This window comes from Delftia sp. WSY_12 (assembly GCF_043104645.1).
GTDB classification, from domain to species: Bacteria; Pseudomonadota; Gammaproteobacteria; order Burkholderiales; family Burkholderiaceae_C; genus Comamonas; species Comamonas tsuruhatensis.
Genome location: NZ_JBICKW010000022.1, coordinates 423,862 through 440,790, shown reverse-complemented (window position 1 = coordinate 440,790; position 16,929 = coordinate 423,862). Strand labels below are relative to the sequence as shown.

Here is a 16,929-nt window from a genome sequence, read left to right as displayed (position 1 = left end):
CGAACGACCGCTCTTGGCTGTGAATTCAACCGGCCGATCTTGGCAGAAGGCAGCAACCGCAGCAAAGCCGACACCTGACGGCAAAGGTCGAACGGCTGCAGCGGTTAGTGGATTCACCCGGCCAACCCAACACATTCGTCAAACCTCAACCGGCTTGAGTCGCTTTACAGCGCCCGCACCGGAATGCAGATGTCGCAGCAGAACTCCCCGGTCTCGGCATCCATGGCGGAGGCCGCAGAAAACATCTCAAAGCAAGGCCGGTCGTCGCATTGCATGCCGCTGGACGGCATCCATTCGCGCGTCAGCCACATCCAGGCGTTGGCCAAGCCCTCGGGTTTTCCTTTGAACCTTGCCACGGCGTAGCGTCCGCCCGGCAGGGTTTGGGTATCCACCTGGCCGCTGGCGACGAAATGCGCGGGGACTTCCACGCAGGCGTCATAGCGGCATTTGTTGGCGGGTGTGAGAGAGGGGTCGTCATAGCCTATGCCGTAGCACGTTTGGTCGCTGAGGCCATTGGAGTGCATCCACGGCGCAATGGTGCCTCGCCAGAATTGGCCTATGGCTGGCCCATAGGGGCCGATCAAGCGTTGATAGGCGACATGTGCTTTGGGTAGATCAATGATGCGTACGTCCATGGCGATTTCTTCCTTCAGGTGACAAGAGCCCTGAGGTTCGCCGAACGCGCGCGGGTCTTCCTGATGGAGATTGCCGAAGACCTGATCAGGATTGCTCTGCTGGCTGCCTGGCGGCTGTCCGATGGCGGCCGCCTGGGTTTTCAGCCGCTCAAGCGTGGTGGAGCGCCAGGCCGATGGCGTGCAGCCAAACTTGAGCTTGAAGGCGCGCGCAAATGCTTCGCCCGATTGGAAGCCGGTGGCCAAGGCGGTTTCAAGCACGGTTTCCTTGCTGCCGCAGGACAGCCGGAATGCCGCTTTCTCGAGCCGTCGGCGCTGGGCATAGCTGCCCAGCGTTTCTCCCATCCATGCCGCAAAAATTCGGTGAAAGTGAAAGCGCGAGAAATTGGCGATGTCGGCCAGATGTGCGCCATCCAGAGGCTGATCCAGGTGGGCATCGATGTAGTTGAGCACGCGATTGATCCGTCGCGCGTACTCGGCGCGGGATGCCTGCTCGGAAGGCTTGTTCGTCATGGTCGTTGTTCTTCAAATCACCGTGCATGCGGCGATGGGGCCTGCCTGTCAGCAGGGGGCGGATGGAGACAACCAGCCGGCGCAGCTCTCGTCAGGCCGGCGCCTTGCCTTTCACCCACAACCCAAACTCCTTCATCACTTCCACCACGGGCTTGAGCCGCTCCCCATCCTGGGTCAGCTCGTACTCCACCTTGATCGGCGCCGTGGGGTAGACCGTGCGCTTGACCAGGCCCGCTTCCTCCAGCGCGCGAAGGTCCAGGGTGAGGGAGCGTTGGGAGATGCCGGGCATGTCGCGGCGCAGGTCGTTGAAGCGCCGGGGGCCGTCGATGAGGTAGGAGGCGAGGAGCAGCCTCCAGCGGCCGCCCAGCAGGCGCATGGCTTCTTCCACGGAGCAGCCGGAGATGTTGGATTTCATAGCACATTCATCATAGGCAGGCGGCAGGTATATTTTTTTAACCTATGGGCAGTTTTATTGCCTTCTTCCAGATTTATCCCTGGTGCATGACATTGGCCAGGGGCTGTGCCTGAACGCGCAGGCCCCTTGTTCCATCACCAGAGAAATTCCATGAAGCTGTATTACCTGCCGGGCGCCTGTTCGCTGGCGCCGCACATTGTCCTGAACGAGCTGGGGCTTGATTTCAAGCTGGTCAGGGTGGACCACAAGACCCACCAGACGGAAGACGGCAGGGAGTTCCGTGCGCTCAGCCCGTTCGGCTATGTCCCCTTGCTGGAGTTGGACGACGGCAGCCTGCTGCGGGAAGGGCCCGCCGTCCTGCAGTACCTGGCGGACCTGGGGCCTGCGTCGCTTCTGGCGCCGGCCCATGGCAGCCTGGAGCGCTATCGGCTGCTGGAGTGGCTGGCCTTCCTGAATTCGGAGATCCACAAGGGCTTCATCCCGCTGCTGTATGCAGTGGCGGCGGGAAAGTACGGCGTGGAAACGGCCAAACCCAAGCTGGAGCAGCGGTATGCCTGGGTGGATTCGCAACTGGCCGGCAAGCGCTACCTGATGGGCGATGGCTTCACCGTGGCCGATGCCTATCTGTACGCGCTCACGCAGTGGGGGCAGGCGTCGTGGCTGGAGTCGGTCTACAAGACGAGCATTCGCTTCGATGGCCTGGAGCATCTTGCCGGCTGGTATGGGCGGATGCGGGAGCGGACTGCCGTGCGCCAGGCGCTGCGGGCGGAAGGTTTGCGATAGGGCCGGTGGCCGCCACGCATGCGGCCACCACGCACTTTGCTGCGTCATGGCAAGCAGCCCGCGCCTTGCGGCCTTGAGGGTGCCCAATGCAAATCGTCTGACGTGAAGTGACGTGATGTGGACGTGACGGATCACGCCAAGGTTTCAAGGCTCACGGCCACGATGACGGGGGCAGGCTCCGTGTTCACGAGGCGCAAGGCCTGGTTTGGCTGTCCGTCTCCGCGTGCGCGCTGAACCGTCACACCCATGGCCTGCACGGTGTCAGCCTCATCCAGCGTCTGGCGCAGCGAGGCGGGGATCGGCGCTGCGGCAGTGAAGTCGAAGCGGGGTTTCAACGCGACGTAGAAAGTTGACACACGGCACGCCATCAGTCCGCCAGGCCCGAAGAACACGCCTGCATCCGGCACCAGGCCGCGACCCAGCGCCACCATCGAGGCGTCGTACCAGCTGCCGGGGTAGATCGGCACTTGGTCCCAGCATTCAGAGGTGATCGTCACCGTCTCCAGCGAAGCGGCGGGTAGCGCAAGGACGCGGCCGGAAGCGTCCAGGGCCTGCAGGGAAGCCGGAGCCTGCGGCCCTGCGCCGGATGTGTCGTTGAGATTCAAGCGCAAGGTGCCGGGGTTTGCGATCGTGCCGACAGCCACTGCTGCGCTCCACTCCGACGAACTCTTGGGCAGTGTCCAGATCGGTTTCCACTGGAGGTAGCCGGTCTCGTACACCTTGGTCCATCCCACCGGAGTGGGCGAGTATGCAGGTTCGCCTGGAGGCGTTGCCATCTTCTGCATGGCGCCTGCAAGCATCGACTGATAGGGAAATTTGCAGGCTTCGAGTACCTGCAGAAAGGTCTTGTATCCCTGCGAAAAGCTGCGCCCCGACGCTTGGTACAGCGCGCCATTGGCAGCGGACTGGGGCACCGTGTCTGCAAAGAGAAACTGCGCGTCGGCCATGGTGCCGGTCACTGGATCCGGCCAGTTCCACGCGGTCACCGGCATCAGCATCTGCCCCCGCACCAGCGGCGCCGAAATGGATGCCGAGCGCTTGAACACCATGCCGGTTTTCGGCCCGCTCGATACGCTTGGGGCCCTTGGGGGCGGAGGCACCAGATCAGCCAGGCCGCCGAGGAACTGATGGATCACGTTCATGAACGCTGTCTCCGGTTGACGGGGGTGGGCGGGGTGGGCAGGACCGGCCGCGGCGTCCCGCCCACCCGCTGGTCTTCAGGTCAGTGGATGCCCGGGAAATCAACGATCACGCCGATGATTTGCGGGTTCACCGAGGTGCTGCTTCCCTTGAAGGTATTGGCCTGTGCGGTGCTCTTGGTGTACTCGGACTGGTGACCGCCCGTGCCACCGAAGGTGAAGGGCCCGATGCGCACACCCGCGCTGGCCTCGAAGGCCTGCTTGTTCTGCTGGTAGGTGTTGGCGCTCATCGTGATCTCGAACGAAGGCTTATAGACGACCAGCAGCTCGGACACCCGTGCCGCGACGATGCCGTTCGGGCCGAACAGGGAGCTCGATCCCGGGCCACCGTTGGCCACCCACGGGGCGACGATGGTGTAGCCCTGGCCGCCCGGCCCCTGCTGGGCCTTGGCCAGTTCGCTCATGAAGCCGCCCGGGTACCAGTCGCCCGGATTCACCTTCACGCGCGTGGAGGACTCGCAGCTGATCTTCACTGCCGAACTCGAGTCCTGGTTGAACAGGTCGGACTTGCTCCAGCCGCCCGATGCGTTGACGCTCCAGAAGAAGTTGCCAACGCTGGTCGAGCCCTTGGCAAACGAGGACTTGAAGTCGCTGCTCGACTGCGAAGATTTCATCGCGATCGAGAACGCGCCTGCACTGCCATTGCTGAGCGCTGCGCGCCAGTCCGCGCCCGTCGTGTCGATGTGGAAGTCCGGCTGCCAGCGCAGGATGCCCGAGCCATCCGGCACCTTGGTCCAGCCTGCCGGTGCGTTGTTTGAGGCAGGGTCGCCCGACGGAATCTGCATCATGTCGATGGCGCGCTGCAGATCGCTGGGCATGCTGGCCCGCTCCAGCTCCATCTTCATCTTGACCGCCTGGTTGTAGGCGTTGGTGGCCGCCTGGATGGCGGCAACGTAGGCAGCAGCCTCCGGCGCGTTATTGAGCCAGGTGTTGATGTCAGGGTAGCGGGCTGCGAATATCAAGCCGCCGTTCTGCTTTGAACTCAGGTAGAACTGGTTCATGTCGCTGTTGGCCTTGGCCATCGCATTGCTTTTCTGGACGCACAGGTTGGCCAGCTCCGTCTGATTGGCCTGCTGCTCGGGGCTGACCTTGAATGTCAAGTGACCAAAGATCTGGCGGACGGCGTCGAAGAGCGTCGCATCGAGGCTGCCGTACTGGCCGATCGCGGACCACTGCGGCATGCCGCTGACGATCTGATAGGCGGCCGGGTCCCATTGCCCGGTCGGAGCCGTGCCCCAGCTGAAGTCCTTGGGGGTGCCAAGCAACTGGAAATTCGGGGTGCCGAGATTATCGACAAGGGCGTTGTACAACTGGCTGAACATGGCTTGATCTGACATGGCGTGCAATTCCTGAAATTGAATGGATAGGGAGCGACATGAGGTTTGAAGTCATGAACGCTTTTCTTTGCCAATGAGAATGATTGCCCGGTATTGGGCCTAAGGCATGGGGTGCTTGGGAGAAATCGCAGGGGGTGACCGCGAAGAATGATTCATGGCGGGATACTCCTTTGAGTTGCGTGCAAGGATCCGACACGTGGGTGCCGGGAAGATGCCTCGACGGATGCGGACCGTAGAGACGAAAAAACTAAAAGGCGAAGAGACTAAAAGGCGAAGAGATATGAGCCTCTGCAGTTGTTCAAGGCTCGCGCGGATATTCCATGTCAACCGCACAAACCTCAAATGCAATGGTGCCTGCTGCAGCCGCCATAAGGAGATTGCTCACCCTCCGGTTGATCCAAAGTCGCGAAAGTCAATGTCCGAGATTTGTTGTGCTCATCATGCCCAATTGCACCAGGAGGGTGGAATACTTCCAATGTCGTATTCGGTGGGTACGGACAGGCGATGCACGCTGGCCTGGATATCAGGTGTCGCCGCCATTGCGAGTTGCCGTTGGCGCGAATGTCTGCAACTGGGCGGTGCTTGTCAGGCCCAGTTTGCGCAGAATGTTTTCGCGATGCTTGCGCACGGTCAAGTCGCTGAGGTAAAGCGAACGTGCGATCTCCTTGCTGGTGTGTCCCGCCAGCACGTGCGCCAACACCTCCTGCTCGCGCGGAGACAGAGGGAGCGGTGAGCGGGCAGCGCTCAACCAGCCTTGCCGCCTGGCATGCGTGACGAGTTCTACGGCATTGCGCAGGCCCAGCCGTGTACACATATTGCTGCGGTGCTTGCGTACCGTGTGTTCGCTGATGCCCAGCGTGTGCGCAATGTCCTTGCAACCAAGGCCTTTGGCCATCGCTTCGAGTACATCGATTTCGCGCGCAGTGAGTGCAGACGCGATGACTTCATCTGCTGTTGGATGCTCAGCATCGAGATGGCATTCGCTATTTGCCAAAGCTATTTCCGATATGTCCATGGTATGTCTCCCATTTTCTATGTGCCGATGCCATAGGGCTATTCCACGCCGAAGCCTCGGCGAGACTGCTTTGCACAGTGCCGTTTGAAAGATTGAATAACTCGCTAAAGGGCCTGTTTACCGACTGAATAAACTGGCGTCATGCCATTCGTGTAGAAATTGTGCGGTAAAGGATCAGCCGGAAAAAGCCTGAACATTGGACGATTGAAAATCGCGCGCATTCAGCCTGCGGCAGCCTTTTGTATCCAAGGCGGGAGATTAGTAAACCATTATCAAGATGGTGTGGTGCGTTGAGGGAGTATCAAAGTCGTTTGAGAATCTGTTATCGCCATTTCACCGTTGGAATGGACATCTTAGTGGAAATCTCTGGCGAAATCATTACATCTGGCTACAAAAGTTCGACACCAAGGTTTTGGCAGCAGATTGTGGGAAAGCCAATGGTCTTCTGTGGGTCGCGCTTGTGTGATCAGGATTTTCTGGCATTGCCCATCCGAGTCCAGGATGCGGGCTGTAGCGCAGGTCTTGAGACATGCGGGTAAGCAATTGCTGCCATGGCGCATCGAGAAGCGGCTGGGTGCCTGCGATGTGCTTCAAGGGAAGCACCTCTTTTGCCAAAAGCGTTCCCGGGTCATGGCGAAGGGCGTGAGCACCACGACCGTCGCCAGTTCCAACGACCTGGATAGACGCCAGTTCAGGGGGCAGGGCGGGTGCCCTCGTCAGGCCCGCCCTCCAGCACGCGCAGCAGCAGGGACAGCCGCTGATCCAGCGCGGCCAGTTCGGCGGCAGGCATGGGCGCCAGCATGGCGCGCTCGTTGTCCAGGTGCGCTTCCACGGCGCGGTCTATCAGTTCCAGCCCCTGGTCGGTGAGCTGCACCAGCATGCTGCGCGCGTCCTGCGGGTTGGGCAGGCGCTGTACCAGGCCGCGCGTCTCCAGGCTTTTCATGCGGTGGGTCATGGTGCCCGAGGTGACCATGAGCGTGGAGAACAGGGCCGTGGGCGTGAGGCAGAAGGGCGCGCCCGAGCGGCGCAGCGTGGCCAGCACGTCGAACTCCCACATGGTCATGCCGAAGCGTGCAAAGCATTCCTCCAGCCGCTGCTCCAGCAGGGCGGCGCAGCGCTTGATGCGGCCTATGGGCCCCATGGGGCTGGGGTCCAGGTCCGGGCGTTCGCGGCGCCATTGGGCCAGGATGGTGTCGACATGGTCGGGCAGGCGTTGGGAGGAGGGTTGGGAGGGGGGTTGGGTCATTTTTCTTGATTTTAAGATAAATCGTGCATAATGGGTTTGTCTTGAATTGAAGATAAATCCATGTCCTCCTCCTCATCGTCCTGTGCCTCCACGGCTCCTGCTGCAGCCAGCGCTGCCATGTCATGGCGCGACATCCTGCTGACCGCGCTGGCCCCCGCCATCTGGGGTTCCACCTACATCGTCACTTCCGAACTGCTGCCGCCGGACCGGCCGTTCACGGCCGCGCTGATCCGCGTGCTGCCGGCCGGGTTGCTGCTGGTGCTGTTCACGCGGCGGCTGCCAGCGGGTTCGGGCTGGTGGCGGCTGGCGGTGCTGGGCGGGCTGAACATCGGCGTGTTCCAGGCGCTGCTGTTCGTGGCGGCCTACCGTCTGCCGGGCGGGCTGGCGGCCGTGCTGGGCGCCGTGCAGCCGCTGCTGGTGATGGCCCTGGCCTGGGGGGTGGACGGGCGCTCCCCCGCGCGGCTGACGCTGTGGGCCGCCGTGGCGGGCATTGCGGGCATGGCAGTGCTGCTGCTGTCGCCGCAGACGGTGTTCGAGCCCGTGGGCATGGCGGCGGCATTGGCCGGCGCGGTGTGCATGGCGGCCGGCACGTGGCTGACGCGGCGCTGGCGCGTGGACTTGCCGGTGCTGGCGCTGACGGGCTGGCAGCTGCTGTTTGGCGGGCTGATGCTGCTGCCGCTGGCCTGGTGGGTGGATGCGCCGCTGCCCGCGCTGTCTCTCACCCAGCTGGGCGCCTATGCCTACCTGTGCCTTGCCGGCGCGCTGCTGGCCTATGTGCTGTGGTTTCGCGGCATCGGGCGCCTGCCTTCGGTGGCCGTGTCGTCATTGGGCCTGTTGAGCCCGCTCACGGCCGTGGTCCTGGGCTGGGCGCTGCTGTCGCAGTCCATGACGGGCATGTCCTTCCTGGGCCTGCTGGTGGTGCTGGCCAGCGTGCTGGTGGTGCAGTGGTCGGCTTCGCGCGGCGCCTGAGTTTCTGGCATCGAGGTTCCTCTTTTTTCCCACCGAGCGTTTCACATGACTTCTTCCGAACTTTCCTCCATGCCCATCGGGCAGGCCATCGCTTCGCGCATTTCCGCAGACCGTTTCGAGCCGGGCAGCCCGTTGGCCGATGAGACGCTGGCCGCGCTGGTGGCCCAGGCCTCGCTGTCCCCGTCGGCCTACAACCTGCAGAACTGGCGCTTCATTGCCGTGCGCACACCCGAGGCCAAGGCGCGGCTGAAGGCCGCCGCCTATGGGCAGCAGAAGGTGGAGGATGCCTCTGCCGTCTTCATCGTCTGCGGCACGCTGGCCGCCCATGCGCGGCTGGCGGAGTTCTTGCAGCCCAGCGTGGCCAGCGGCGTGATGAGCCAGCGCACGGCCGATGGCTGGGTGGCGCAGGCCCATGCCGCGCATGCGGACAACCTGCAGTTGCAGCGCGACGAGGCCGTGCGCTCGGCCTCGCTGGCGGCCATGACGCTGATGCTGTCCGCCCAGGGCCTGGGGCTGGCCAGCTGCCCCATGGTGGGGTTCGACGCCCAGGCGCTGGCGGCGGGCTTTGGCCTGCAGGCCCACGAACTGCCCGTGATGCTGGTCGCCGTGGGCCACGCGGCAGGCACGCCACGCCCGCAGAAGGCACGCAGGCCGCTGGCCGACATCCTGGCCTACGCCTGAGCGTGGGATGGGTTGGCCGGGTGCAGGCTCAGCTGGCAGGCTGCAGCTGCATGCCCAGGCGCGAGAACAGGATCTGCCGGCCGTCGCCCTGCAGGCGCTGTATCACCATGCCACCATCGCGGTGCAGGTAGATGCGCAGGGCGCTGCCGTTGCCGGGATCGTGGTCCAGGTAGCAGGGGTCCTTGTCCAGGTCCTTCCAGCCATGGGGTTCGACCAGCCGGCGGCCGGCGATGCGGCGCAGCTCGGACTCGGGCGCCGCGAAATAGGTGTGGGTCTGCAGCCACAGCGTGCGCAGCTGTTCGAAGGCCTGGTCGCGAGAAGAACAGGCGGGCGCAGCCTCCAGCAGGGACAGCAGCATGTCCAGAAGCTGATCGAATGAATACTGCATGCCGCGCCCCTTTCAGCGATCGACGGTGCGCACCGCGCATCCTCGATCAGCGTAACCGGATATGGCGCGAATGTGAACAAAGCATGACCGTGGTGGTTTGTCGCTATTGCCAGTCCGTACCGACAGTGATTGGCGCGGCTGTTGCATGTGGGGCATGTGAGGCATGTGGGGCAAGGGCCTGGATGGCCGGACAATGGCCGGCAGATCCGGCGTGATGCCTGTCTTTTGCGCCTGCTCCGCTGTTGCCGTCATCTTCCTGTTTCCCTTCACTTGTGCTGCCCATGGAACGCTTCACCATCTCCATCGACGACGACCTGGCCCGTGATTTCGACGGCTGGATCGCCGCGCGCGGCTACGACAACCGCTCCGAAGCCATACGCGACGTGCTGCGTGCCCACCTGGCCCAGGTGCGCGAGCGCGAGGACGCCGACGGCCTGTGCGTGGCCAACCTGTCCTATGTCTACAACCACCACGAGCGCGATCTGTCCGAGCGCCTGGCCAGTCTGCAGCACGACCACCATGAGCTGCACATGGCCACCACGCACGTGCACCTGGACCACGAGCAATGCATTGAAACCGTCATGCTGCGCGGCCCGGCCAGCGCCGTGCGGCGCTTTGCCGACACCATCACGGCCGAGCGCGGCGTGCACCACGGCCAGCTCAACGTGGTGATGGCGCGCAGGGCAGAGCCTGGCGGGCACGATCACGCGCACCACCATCCGCATTCGCACGACGATTGAGCCAGCCCGGGGCCGGGCGCATTGCGCAGCCCCTGTCATGCAGGTCGGTATGAAGTTTGCTTTTTTCTTCATACAACTCCTGGAAACGCATGACACATCCCCTGAATTCCCCTTCCCGGCGCCTTGCCGTGCACCAGATTGCAGCAGCTGGCCTGCTGGGCCTGGGTTGCATTCCCCATGTCGGTGCACAGCAGGCGGGCAACGCCACGGCCAGCCTGCAGGCTGTCGAGGTCAAGGGCCAGACCGCGCGCGGCGCCTCGGCCGCCTACACCACCAGCGTGATCGAGGCCGAGGACATCGCCAACGCCCATGTCAGCCATCCGCAGGAGCTGCTGCGCCAGGTGCCGGGCATGAATGTGCAGAACTACCAGCTGTCCGGCGTGGGTGACGCCATCGTCATGCGCGGCTTCGGCGGTGGCGGGCACGGCGGCGACGTGGGCGTGGTGCTGGACGGCATTCCACTGAACGAGGCCATGTCGCATGCCGACGGCTATGTGGACCTGGGCGTCATCGTGCCGCTGGAGATGGAGCGCATCAGCATCTACAAGGGGCCGGTGTCGGCGCTGTACGGCAACTTCAACCGCGCAGGGCTGATGGCGATAGAGACGCGCAAGCAGGGCGACTACACCCCCTACCGCGAGGCCGACGTGAGCCTGGCCTCGCACGGCACGCTGGACGCTCAGGCGGCGCTGGGGCTGAAGCCGGGCGATGGCGAGTTCCTGAACCTGGCGGCCCAGCACTACCGCACGGACGGTTTCCGCGCGCAGTCGCAAATGCAGCGCAGCACGGCATCCCTGCGCTGGAGCAAGCGGCTCTCGTCGCAGCTGGAAGTGGCGCTGTCGGCACGGCTGCACCACGGCGAGGGCGACTCGCCTTCGTACCTGACGGCGGGGCAGTTCGCACGCGATCCGCGTGGCATCGATCCGCGCGCCATGAACGATGGCACGCGCAAAAACTTCGCCACGCTGCGCGCCGATGTGCAGTACGCGCTCTCGCCACGGCTGACCTGGCTGGGCTATGCCTACACCACGCAGCAAAGCTTCACGCGCTGGTTCAGCCGGCCCATCGACGCACTGCAGTGGCGCCAGCGCGAGGAAAGCTATGACCGCGCCGTCTACGGCGCAGGCACCAGCCTCAATGGCCGCCATGCCACGGCGCTGACCCCGATCAACTGGGTGGCGGGTCTGGAGGCCGTGCGCGAGTCCACCGACTACCAGTTCTACGACGGCCTGCAGTGGCGCGAGCGCACGGGCGCTGCCCTGGATGACCGCAATTCCAGGCTCAACACCCTCTCGGCCTTTGCCGAGGTGGATGCGCCCGTTCACCGCCTGCTGCAGCTGTCCGCCGGCCTGCGCTGGGATCGCTTCACGGGCGGCTGCCGTCCCAACGGCCCTGAGGCGGGCAGCGACCCCTGCGGCCCGCTGGCGCGCACCTCGCATGCCAGCCCCAAGCTGGGCCTGCGCTCGCAGGTGGCGCCGGGTGTGCTGCTGCGCGCCAGCTGGTCCGAAGGATTTGCGCTGGCCAGCGATTTCGCCAAGTACGCGCTGGGCGCCGCGCAGCTCGATCCCAACATCTTCCGCCAGACTGAAGTGGGCGCGCAGATCAAGCCCATGCCGGGCCTGGTGCTGGATGTGGCCGCCTATAGGCTGCAGTCCTCGGGCGAGATCCGCAGCGTGGCGCCTGGCGTGTACGAGAACTTCGGCGCAACGCGCCGCACGGGCGTGGAGGCCAGCGCGCTGTGGGCCGTGCGCAAGAACCTGGACCTGCAATTGGCCTGGGGCAGCGCCCATTCGCGCGTGACCGAGAACGGCAACCCGGCCCTGGTCGGCAACCAGGTGGCCGGCGTGCCCCGGCAGACGGCCACCGTGGGCCTGGCCTGGCGCCCGCTGGCGCAGTGGGAGGGCACGCTCACCTGGCGCCGCGTAGGCCGCTATGCCGTCACCGCCGACAACAGCGTCTTCTACGGCGGCTACGCCACCTGGGACCTGGGCCTGAGCTGGCGCCTGCCTTCGGCGCGCAGCCGCATTTACGCCGTGGTCTCCAACCTGGGGGACAAGGCCTATGCCACGTCGGCCTCGGTCATCCGCGGCGTGCCGCTGTTCGCGCCCGGCGCGCCGCGCACGCTCAAGGTCGGCGTACAGACGCAGTTTTGAGGAAACCCCAAATGAGAAACAGGTACATGACAGCCCGCCATCCCTTCGCCGCCGCAGCGTTCGCTGCGCTGCTGGCCTGCGCACCGCTGGCCCAGGCCCACAACGTCTGGCTGGAGCCCGATGCCGACGGCGCCTACACCGTGCAGTTCGGCGGCCATGAGGGCAAGCTGGAGAACTTTGCGGCCGGCAAGCTCAAGAGCGTTGAGGCCTACGACACGCGCGGCCGCCGCATCGACGTGGCCGTGCAGCCCGTGCCCGGCGGCGCCCGCGCCACGCCGGCGCGCAAGGCCGCGCTGCTGGCCGCGCATTTCGACAACGGATTTTTCAGCCGCGTGGGCGAGGGGCCGATGGTCGAAAAGCCCATGACCGAGAACCCCGGCGCCACCAGCGGCGTGCATGCGCTCAAGTTCCACAAGACCATCCTCGAATGGGGCCCGGTCACCCGCGAGAAGCTGGGCCAGACCCTGGAGATCATCGCCAAGACCCGCCGCTCGCCCCACGCGGGCGAGCCCCAGCAATTCCAGGTGCTGCTGAACGGCCAGCCCCGAGCCGGCGTGCGCGTGTCGCTGGGAGAAAGCGGCCCCCCACTGGCAACCGATGCCGACGGCCTGGTGACCGTGCTGCCGCGTGCCGGGCTCAACCAGCTGCTGGCCATCGTGCGGCTGCCTGTCTCCGGCGACGCGCGCACCACCAGCCTCAGCTACGAATACCTGCTGGGGTTCTCGGCGCATTGAAGTGGGGGCGGCGCCCGGCCGCGCTCAGTACGCTCAGGCGGACACGGGGGTGGAGCTGCCCCCCAGGTGCCGGGCCGGCCGGTGCGTGTAGCGGTCCAGCGCCAGGCCGTCGGTGCTGATTTCGGGGCTGCGGCCGGTGATCAGGTCGGCGATCAGCCGGCCCGAGCCGCAGGCCATGGTCCAGCCCAGCGTGCCGTGGCCGGTGTTCAGGAACAGGTTGGAATAGCGCGTGGCGCCGATGATGGGCGTGCCGTCCGGCGTCATGGGCCGCAGCCCGGTCCAGAAGCTGGCGCGCGCCACGTCGCCGCCCGGGAACAGGTCGTTGACCACCAGCTCCAGCGTGGCGCGGCGGCGCGGGTCCAGGCGCAGGTCGAAGCCGCCCAGCTCGGCCATGCCGCCCACGCGGATGCGGTCGTCAAAACGGGTGACGGCAATCTTGTAGGTCTCGTCCAGCACCGTGGACTGCGGCGCCAGCGCCGGGTTGCCCAGCGGCACGGTGAGCGAATAGCCCTTGACGGGGTAGACGGGCAGGTCCAGCCCCAGCGGCTCCAGCGCCTGGCGCGAGTAGCTGCCGAAGGCCATCACGTAGCGGTCGGCGGTCAGCAGTTCGCCATTGACGCGCACGCCGGCAATGCGGCCGCCTTCGACCACCAGGCCATCCACGTTCTGGTTGAAGCGCAACTCCACGCCCAGGCCGGTGGCGATGCGGGCCAATTCATTGGTGAAGCGGTGGCAGTCGCCGGTCTCGTCCTTGGGCAGGCGCAGGCCGCCGGTCAGCCGGTCGCGCGCCTGGGCCAGGGCGGGTTCCACCTGGGCCAGCTGGTCGCGGTCCAGCAGTTCGTAGGGCACGGCGCATTCGCGCAGCACGGCCACATCGCGCTCCACGGCGTCCAGCTGGGCCTGGGTGCGGAACAGCTGCAGCGTTCCGCCCGTGCGCTGCTCGTAGGCGATGCCGGTGTCGGCGCGCAACTGCTGCAGGCAGCTGCGGCTGTACTCGGCCACGCGCATCATGCGTTCCTTGTTGACGGCGTAGCGCTGGGCCGAGCAGTTGCGCAGCATCTGCGCCATCCAGCGCAGCTGGAACAGGCTGCCGTCCAGGCGCACGGCCAGCGGCGCGTGTTCCTGCAGCATCCACTTCAGGGCCTTGAGCGGAATGCCGGGCGCCGCCCAGGGCGTGGAGTAGCCGGGCGATACCTGGCCTGCGTTGGCAAAGCTGGTTTCGGACGCGGGCGCATCCTGCCGGTCCAGCACCGTGACCTCGGCACCGGCCCGCGCCAGGTAGTACGCACTGGTCACGCCGATGACACCGCCGCCAAGAACAAGGACTTTCATGGGATTCACCGCCAGGTCAACAAGATGAAATCAAAGTCTATTGACGATGAGGCAGTGGAAACCACTGAAATATTGATACTCTCCAGTGATTGATCATCCCCGGGAAGCACCGCCATGGCCGCCAGAAGTGAAAACCGCGTACTCGACCGCACCGACCGCAAGATCCTCGACATCCTGCAGCGCGATGGCCGCATCTCCATGACCGAGCTGGCCGAGCAGGTCAGCCTCTCGGCCACGCCCTGCTCGGAGCGCGTGCGCCGCCTGGAGCGCGATGGCGTGATCACGGGCTACCACGCCCACCTCTCGCCCGAGGCGCTGGGCAAGACGCTGCTGGTGTTCGTGGAGATCAAGCTGTCTTCCAAGTCGGGCGAGGTCTTCGACAAGGTGCGCCAGGAACTGCTGCACGTGCCCGACGTGCTGGAGTGCTTCCTGGTCTCGGGCAGCTTCGACTACCTGGTCAAGGCCCGCCTGGGCGGCATGCGCGAGTACCGCCGCCTGCTGGGCGACATCCTCAAGAAACTGCCCGTGCCGGCCGAGTCGCACAGCTATGTGGTGATGGAAGAGGTCAAGGAGACGCTGGCGCTGCCTGTGGATCGGTGAGGGAGCCGTCCTCGGTGTTCCAGGGTCGGATCTACCCCCCATTCCTCATTGTTATTTACTGTTTGAAACGTTTGTCACAATAGATTTGATTCAAATGGGGTATTGTGCGATCCCATCCAAATGGATATTGGACGGCAGATCGGTTGTTATGAAGTTCCGCATTCATCGGCGCTCTCCGTTGAAAAGTAGGCAGGACGGCAACTTGGAGTTCCATTCCAATGGCGGTATTGCAAATATTTGTCATTGAATGGTGAATTTTTGGGATTGGTGATTTTTAAAGTTCAATGCCAGTGATAACTTGATAGCTCAAATCTATCTATCGCTGGGAGTTCTATGAAAAATCACGCCCTCATGGCTGCCTTGATGGCCGGCGCAGCACTCTCGGCCTGCCCCCCCGCCAGCGCGCAAGTGACGCGTTACTTCGGGGAGATGAGAACCTCCTACTCGGATTTCCAGGATCGCACGGCTTGTCCCCTGGCGTCTCACGGCTCATGCCAGGATTTTCCGAGGACGGCCCGCCTGGCCGGCTGGTTTGAAACGGCCGCACCCTTGCAGCCCGACCTGGATGAGAGCGAAATAAGGGCGCTGGTCACTTCCTATAGTTTCTCGGACGGATTGACCACCTACAGCAGTGCCGATCCGGATGTGCGCGCATTCATATTCAGGGTTTCCACGGACAGTGGGTCCAATATCGTGAGAAACAGAATCCACCTTCAACGCTGGCTGACGGGAAACAATCCGCACCGCTCCATCAATGGCGTTGGCCCGGGTGGATCTCCCAATGATGTGGATATGCTGAGCCGGTTTGAAATGGCCACGGAACAGGTGGCGGCCGTGAACAACGCGATGTGCGCTTCCCTGTTCTCGGAAACATCCCAGCAGGTCAGCCATTCGGGTGAGAGCGACACCTGTCTGGGGACCTATGAGATGCCCGACAACGGCGTGTCCGTTGCGTGGACCGGGGCGCCCGTGCAAAACCAGAACGTCATGTCCTGGCACAGGGAGGCCGTGCATCCTGCCCTGTCGTTGACCCACAGCATCTCGCCCGCAGGCCAGGTGCAGGCGGGGCAGGAGGTGCGCTACACCATCACCGTCAGGAATACGGGGACCGTGGCCGCCACCCAGGCGCAGATTGCCGACAGCCTGCCGGCCGGCCTGGAGCGCGCCACCTGGACCTGTACGCCCGGCGCCGGCACGCCATGTCCCGTGGCGTCAGGCTCCGGATCGCTGGCGGTCACGGTGCCCGTGTTCGCGGCAGGAGACTCGCTGGTGTTCACCGTGATGGCCAGCGTGTCCAACCCGGCGCCCGCAACCATTACCAATGTGGCCACCGTGGATGCCGGGGACCCGTCGGTGCAGTGCATGCAAGCAGGGCAGGTCGTGGGAACGGTGCCGTGCATGGCTTCCGCGTCCATCAATACGGTGGCGGCTTTCCCCGGCGGTGGCCAGGTGACCCCCGTGCCGACGCTGCAGCACACAGCCCTTGTGGTCCTGAGCCTGCTGGCCGCAGCCATCGGATGGAGGGGGCTGGGGCGGCGCCAGCGGGTCGGCGCGGGCCGCTGACGCGGCCACAGGGGCGCTGGTGCAGCTAGGTCGCGCTGGCGTCCTGCGCGGCGGCGCCCATTTTCTGGCGCGTGTCCTCGTCGAGCAGGCTGCGCACCTGGGCGAACAGAGGATCGGCACCCGTGTACTTCCTGCCGTAGCCCAGGTTGAAGCCGTAGTCGAAATCCTGCGGATTGATCCCCTGGTTGTGCTGCAGGATGGTCTCCAGCTTGTCCAGGGCCTTGACGGCGCGGGCCTCGGGCGTGGCGGCGTCTTCGTACTCCTGCCACAGGGCCATGATGGCGTCGCGGTGCCCGGGCTGCAGGGAGCGGGTCAGGTGCAGCAGGTCGGCCTTTTCCTGCGCGCTCTTGTCGGGGTGCTGGTTCTTTTCCACGGCGGGGATGTCGCCGTGGATGGCCTCGCCCAGGTCGTGGATCACGCACAGCTTGAGCAGCTTGAGCATGTCCAGCTGTGCGAACTGGTCCTCGAAGGCGATGGCCATCAGGCACAGGCGCCAGCTGTGCTCGGCCGTGCTTTCGGTGCGGCCGGTGGAGGTGTGGGCGCTGCGCAGCACGCTCTTGAGCTTTTCCGCCTCGCGCAGGAAGTCCAGGCGGCCCTTGATGTTGTTGATATCCATGGCGGATATTCTC

At 64.7% G+C, this 16,929-nt stretch carries 17 protein-coding genes; 8 read left to right on the top strand and 9 right to left on the bottom strand.

Annotation, left to right across the window (positions count from 1 at the left end):
- Positions 1–164 precede the first annotated feature (164 nt).
- Both ACF8LI_RS14365 and ACF8LI_RS14360 read right to left on the bottom strand, forming a co-directional pair.
- Positions 165–1,145: a GyrI-like domain-containing protein gene (locus ACF8LI_RS14365; RefSeq protein WP_392414216.1), complete on the bottom strand. Its 981-nt coding sequence runs from the start codon at positions 1,143–1,145 to the stop codon at positions 165–167.
- A gap of 91 nt (positions 1,146–1,236) precedes the next feature.
- Entirely contained in the window at positions 1,237–1,560 is a 324-nt protein-coding gene (locus ACF8LI_RS14360; protein WP_392414215.1) for a winged helix-turn-helix transcriptional regulator, read from the bottom strand.
- Positions 1,561–1,710: 150 nt separating this feature from the next.
- On the opposite strand from ACF8LI_RS14360, the gene gstA reads away from it, so the two are divergent.
- Positions 1,711–2,343: a glutathione transferase GstA gene (gstA, locus tag ACF8LI_RS14355; protein WP_203399547.1), complete on the top strand. Its 633-nt coding sequence runs from the start codon at positions 1,711–1,713 to the stop codon at positions 2,341–2,343.
- A gap of 131 nt (positions 2,344–2,474) precedes the next feature.
- Here the strand turns inward: gstA and ACF8LI_RS14350 are convergent, their stop codons facing one another.
- The 4 genes from ACF8LI_RS14350 to ACF8LI_RS14335 form a co-directional block, all read right to left on the bottom strand.
- Complete coding sequence (locus tag ACF8LI_RS14350; protein WP_034392344.1) at positions 2,475–3,485, bottom strand: hypothetical protein; 1,011 nt, start codon at positions 3,483–3,485, stop codon at positions 2,475–2,477.
- Positions 3,486–3,565: 80 nt separating this feature from the next.
- Positions 3,566–4,879: a hypothetical protein gene (locus tag ACF8LI_RS14345; RefSeq protein WP_392414214.1), complete on the bottom strand. Its 1,314-nt coding sequence runs from the start codon at positions 4,877–4,879 to the stop codon at positions 3,566–3,568.
- A gap of 523 nt (positions 4,880–5,402) precedes the next feature.
- Positions 5,403–5,894, bottom strand: a complete 492-nt coding sequence (locus ACF8LI_RS14340) for a response regulator transcription factor (protein WP_046988640.1) — start codon at positions 5,892–5,894, stop codon at positions 5,403–5,405.
- Between the two features lie 691 nt (positions 5,895–6,585).
- Positions 6,586–7,140: a MarR family winged helix-turn-helix transcriptional regulator gene (locus ACF8LI_RS14335; protein WP_034367244.1), complete on the bottom strand. Its 555-nt coding sequence runs from the start codon at positions 7,138–7,140 to the stop codon at positions 6,586–6,588.
- Positions 7,141–7,257: 117 nt separating this feature from the next.
- Here ACF8LI_RS14335 and ACF8LI_RS14330 point away from each other — a divergent pair, with 117 nt between their 5' ends.
- Together ACF8LI_RS14330 and ACF8LI_RS14325 are read left to right on the top strand one after the other, a co-directional pair.
- Positions 7,258–8,109 carry an EamA family transporter gene (locus ACF8LI_RS14330; RefSeq protein WP_392414263.1) on the top strand — a complete coding sequence of 284 codons (852 nt, stop codon included), beginning with the start codon at positions 7,258–7,260 and terminating at the stop codon, positions 8,107–8,109.
- 45 nt (positions 8,110–8,154) lie between these two features.
- Positions 8,155–8,790 carry a nitroreductase family protein gene (locus ACF8LI_RS14325; RefSeq protein WP_392414213.1) on the top strand — a complete coding sequence of 212 codons (636 nt, stop codon included), beginning with the start codon at positions 8,155–8,157 and terminating at the stop codon, positions 8,788–8,790.
- A gap of 28 nt (positions 8,791–8,818) precedes the next feature.
- On the opposite strand, the gene ACF8LI_RS14320 is transcribed toward ACF8LI_RS14325, so the two are convergent.
- Positions 8,819–9,178 carry a hypothetical protein gene (locus ACF8LI_RS14320; RefSeq protein WP_016448140.1) on the bottom strand — a complete coding sequence of 120 codons (360 nt, stop codon included), beginning with the start codon at positions 9,176–9,178 and terminating at the stop codon, positions 8,819–8,821.
- 281 nt (positions 9,179–9,459) lie between these two features.
- Here ACF8LI_RS14320 and nikR point away from each other — a divergent pair, with 281 nt between their 5' ends.
- From nikR to ACF8LI_RS14305, 3 genes are all read left to right on the top strand, one after another.
- Entirely contained in the window at positions 9,460–9,918 is a 459-nt protein-coding gene (nikR, locus tag ACF8LI_RS14315) for a nickel-responsive transcriptional regulator NikR (RefSeq protein ID WP_043781638.1), read from the top strand.
- Positions 9,919–10,007: 89 nt separating this feature from the next.
- A complete protein-coding gene (locus ACF8LI_RS14310) occupies positions 10,008–12,071 on the top strand; it encodes a TonB-dependent receptor (RefSeq protein WP_392414212.1) in 2,064 nt (687 codons plus the stop codon).
- A gap of 26 nt (positions 12,072–12,097) precedes the next feature.
- Entirely contained in the window at positions 12,098–12,805 is a 708-nt protein-coding gene (locus tag ACF8LI_RS14305; RefSeq protein WP_392414211.1) for a DUF4198 domain-containing protein, read from the top strand.
- Between the two features lie 33 nt (positions 12,806–12,838).
- Here ACF8LI_RS14305 and ACF8LI_RS14300 read toward each other — a convergent pair whose 3' ends face one another.
- Entirely contained in the window at positions 12,839–14,137 is a 1,299-nt protein-coding gene (locus ACF8LI_RS14300; protein WP_016448135.1) for a D-amino acid dehydrogenase, read from the bottom strand.
- Positions 14,138–14,251: 114 nt separating this feature from the next.
- Between ACF8LI_RS14300 and ACF8LI_RS14295 the strand changes: the two genes are divergently transcribed.
- Positions 14,252–14,737 carry a winged helix-turn-helix transcriptional regulator gene (locus ACF8LI_RS14295; protein WP_016448134.1) on the top strand — a complete coding sequence of 162 codons (486 nt, stop codon included), beginning with the start codon at positions 14,252–14,254 and terminating at the stop codon, positions 14,735–14,737.
- 810 nt (positions 14,738–15,547) lie between these two features.
- Positions 15,548–16,300 (top strand): IPTL-CTERM sorting domain-containing protein, encoded by a 753-nt coding sequence (locus ACF8LI_RS14290; RefSeq protein ID WP_392414210.1) that lies wholly within the window; start codon positions 15,548–15,550, stop codon positions 16,298–16,300.
- 25 nt (positions 16,301–16,325) lie between these two features.
- On the opposite strand, the gene ACF8LI_RS14285 is transcribed toward ACF8LI_RS14290, so the two are convergent.
- Entirely contained in the window at positions 16,326–16,916 is a 591-nt protein-coding gene (locus ACF8LI_RS14285; protein ID WP_016448132.1) for an HD family hydrolase, read from the bottom strand.
- Between the last annotated feature and the right edge of the window lie 13 nt (positions 16,917–16,929).